Consider the following 3,243-nt stretch of genomic DNA (forward strand, 5'->3'; position numbering starts at 1 on the left):
CCCCGATCTCGCTGCGGCCCCCGAAGACGACGATCGAACCCTGCTCGTTGCTCACCGCACCAGTGTGCCCGGGCGGCGCCGGGGCCGTCCGGGGCGGGTCCGGCGGTGCCGGGTTCGGCTACCGTCGCAGGCATGGCCCGAACCCCCGCCGCGCTCGGCGATGCCGCGCTGCAGTTCCTCACCGAATACCATCTCGGCACCCTGACGACGCTGCGCACGGACGGCAGCCCGCACGTGGTGGCCGTCGGCTTCACCTGGGACCCGGACGCCGCGGTGGTGCGGGTGATCACCAACGCGACGTCGCAGAAGGCGCTCAACGCCGAGCGCGGCGGGTACGGCGCTGTCAGCCAAGTCGAGCGCGGCCGCTGGCTCACCCTCGAGGGTCCGGCCCGGGTGCGCACGGACCCGGAGGCCGTCGCCGAGGGGGTGCGCCGCTACACCGCGCGGTACCGGCCGCCGCGGCCCAACCCGACCCGCGTGGTGGTGGAGATCACCGTCGAACGGGTGATGGGTTCGGTGCTGGACCGGTAGGGCCGGTCATCCCGGCAGCTCGGTCAGCCCGTGCGGCCGGTGGTTGAGCGGCTCGCAGCCGTCCTCGGTGACCACCACGATGTCCTCGATGCGCGCACCCCATGCGCCGCGGAAGTAGATGCCCGGTTCGATGCTGAACGCCATCCCGGGCCGCAGCACATCGGTGTTGCCGTCGACGATGTACGGCTCCTCGTGCACGGACAGCCCGATGCCGTGCCCGGTGCGGTGCACGAACACCTCGGCGAGGCCGTGCGCGGCGAGCACGTCGCGGGCGGCGGCGTCGACCGAGGCAGCGCTGACCCCGGGCCGGACCGCGTCGACGGCCGCCTGCTGCGCGGCCTCGAGCAGCGCCACCTTCGCCGCGACGTCCGCGGCGGGCGCGCCGAGGCTGTAGGTGCGGGTGGAGTCGGAGTAGTAGCCGGGCTCGACCGGGCCGCCGATGTCGACGACCACGACGTCGCCGGGTTCGAGGACCCGGTCGGAGACCTCGTGGTGGGGGTCGGCGCCGTGCGGGCCGGAGCCGACGATGACGAACGCGGCCTCGGTGTGGCCCTCGGCGACGATCGCGGCGGTGATGTCGGCCGCGACCTGCGCCTCGGTGCGCCCGGGCCGCAGCCACCGTCCCATCTGCGCGTGCACCCGGTCGATGGCGGCGCCGGCGCGGCGCAGCGCCTCGACCTCCGCGTCGTCCTTGATCATGCGCAGCTGCCGCACCACCTCCGTCGCCAGCACGGGCGGCACCGCGAACCGGGTCGCGAGCGGCACCAGGTGCAGGGCGGGCATGGCGTCGGCGACCGCGGTGCGCGGGCGCTCCGGCAGCAGCGCCGCCACCTGCGCGTACGGGTCCTGCCCGTCGACCCAGTCGTGCACCGGCAGGTTCAGGTCCGCGGCGGCGGCGTCGGTGAGGGCGGCCAGCTCGAGCCGCGGCACGACGACGGAGGCGGGGGCGCCGTCGGTGGGCACCACCAGGCAGGTGAGCCGTTCGAACGATTCCGCCCGCGAACCGAGGAGGTAGCGCAGGTCCGGGCCGGGGGTGACGAGCAGCGCGTCGAGGCCGGCGTCGCGGCCGAGGGCGGCGGCCCGGGCGAGACGGTCGGCGTATGCGGAGGCGGGGAAGCGGCGCGCGGGGGAATTCATGCGGACAGCGTAGTGGCGTTTGGCAGGATGATCGTCGTGACTGCGACGCCGGCGTCCGCCGCCCCCGTGCCCCCCACCGGCCCGTTGATGCTGCTCGACGGGGCGAGCCTGTGGTTCCGCGCGTTCCACGCGCTGCCCGAGTCGCTCACCGCCCCGGACGGCCGCCCGGTCAACGCGGTGCGCGGGTTCACCGACATGGTGGCGTCGCTGATCACCAAGCATCGGCCGGCGCGGCTGGTGGTGTGCCTGGATCTGGACTGGCGGCCGGCGTTCCGGGTGGCGGCGGTGCCGAGTTACAAAGCGCACCGGGTGGCCGCCGGCTCGGACGGCACCGTCGAGGAGGTGCCGGCGGCGTTGCCGTCGCAGGTGCCGATGATCACCGACGTGCTGGCCGCCGCCGGCCTCGCCACCGCCGGCGCGGCCGGGTTCGAGGCCGACGACGTGATCGGTACTCTCGCCGCCGGCGAGTCCCGGGATCCGGTGCTGGTGGTCAGCGGGGACCGGGACCTGCTGCAGGTGGTGCGCGACGGCTCGGTGCCGGTGCGGGTGCTGTACGTCGGGCGGGGCCTGGCCAAGGCCGAGCTGTTCGGGCCGCCCGAGGTGGCGGCGCGGTACGGGCTGCCACCCGAGCGGGCCGGCGCGGCCTACGCCGAGCTGGCGGCGCTGCGCGGGGACCCGTCGGACGGGTTGCCGGGGGTGAAGGGCGTCGGGGAGAAGACCGCGTCGACCCTGCTGCTGCAGTACGGGTCGCTGACGGCGCTGCGCGCGGCAGCGGTGGACCCGGAGTCGGGGCTGGCGAAGGGGGTGCGCGGCAAGCTGATCGACGCCGGCGCGTATCTCGACGCGGCGGTGCCGGTGGTGCGGGTCGCCACCGACGCCCCCGTCCGGGTGTCGCGGCCGGACACGGTGCCGTCCACCCCGGTCGATCCGCAGGCGCTGGAGCGGCTGGCGCAGGAGCTGGGGATCGGGCGGTCCGTCGCCCGGTTGACCGCGGCGTTGGCCGCGGGGTGAGGGCGACGGACCGGCGCGCTCAGTTGGGGCGGCTGACCTCGTAGGTGCCCTCGTCGTCGGTGAAGGTCACCGTCACCGACCGGAACTGGCCGTCCACCGTGAGGGTGCACTCGAAGCTGTTGCCCGCCTTGACTTCTTCACCGTCCGGGCACTGCACGTCGGAGACGTCGGTGGCGCCGTAGGACTCGGTGAGGACCTTCTCGACGCCGGCCTGCGCGGCCTCGGGGTCGAGGGTGTCGTTGCCGCCGAGGAGCAGCACGGCGCCGATGATCGCGCCGATCACCACGAGCCCGGCGACGGCCAGGCCGACGATCAGCCCGGTCTTCGACTTCTGCTGCGGCGCACCGGCATTCCATTGGCTCGCGCCGGTCGACCCCCACTGCTGGCCGGGTTGCTGCCCCCACTGGGGCTGACCCTGCTGGGGTTGTCCCCACTGCTGGCCCTGGCCGGGCTGCTGCCCCCACTGCGGCTGACCCTGCTGCGGCTGGCCGGGGGTCTGCTGACCCTGCTGGCCCCACTGCTGCCCCTGGGCGGGCTGCCCCCACTGGGGCTGACCCTGCTGGG

At 75.0% G+C, this 3,243-nt stretch carries 4 protein-coding genes; 2 read left to right on the top strand and 2 right to left on the bottom strand.

Translation table 11 applies throughout. The annotated features are described in order from the left end of the window. Nucleotides 1–132: 132 nt before the first annotated feature. Nucleotides 133–531, top strand: coding sequence for a pyridoxamine 5'-phosphate oxidase family protein (locus CQZ88_RS27290; RefSeq protein WP_006945766.1), 399 nt, complete (start codon nt 133–135; stop codon nt 529–531). Nucleotides 532–537: 6 nt separating this feature from the next. Here the strand turns inward: CQZ88_RS27290 and CQZ88_RS27295 are convergent, their stop codons facing one another. Continuing rightward, nucleotides 538–1,668 carry a Xaa-Pro peptidase family protein gene (locus tag CQZ88_RS27295; protein WP_102800580.1) on the bottom strand — a complete coding sequence of 377 codons (1,131 nt, stop codon included), beginning with the start codon at nt 1,666–1,668 and terminating at the stop codon, nt 538–540. A 27-nt stretch (nt 1,669–1,695) separates the two neighbouring features. Between CQZ88_RS27295 and CQZ88_RS27300 the strand changes: the two genes are divergently transcribed. Continuing rightward, nucleotides 1,696–2,679, top strand: a complete 984-nt coding sequence (locus CQZ88_RS27300; protein ID WP_044476482.1) for a 5'-3' exonuclease — start codon at nt 1,696–1,698, stop codon at nt 2,677–2,679. 19 nt (nt 2,680–2,698) lie between these two features. Here CQZ88_RS27300 and CQZ88_RS27305 read toward each other — a convergent pair. Beyond that, on the bottom strand, nt 2,699–3,243 hold a 545-nt coding region (locus CQZ88_RS27305; RefSeq protein ID WP_258008823.1), incomplete at its 5' end, for a DUF4333 domain-containing protein.

Origin of the sequence: Rhodococcus sp. ENV425 (genome assembly GCF_002887785.1) — a bacterium.
GTDB classification, from domain to species: Bacteria; Actinomycetota; Actinomycetes; order Mycobacteriales; family Mycobacteriaceae; genus Rhodococcus; species Rhodococcus aetherivorans.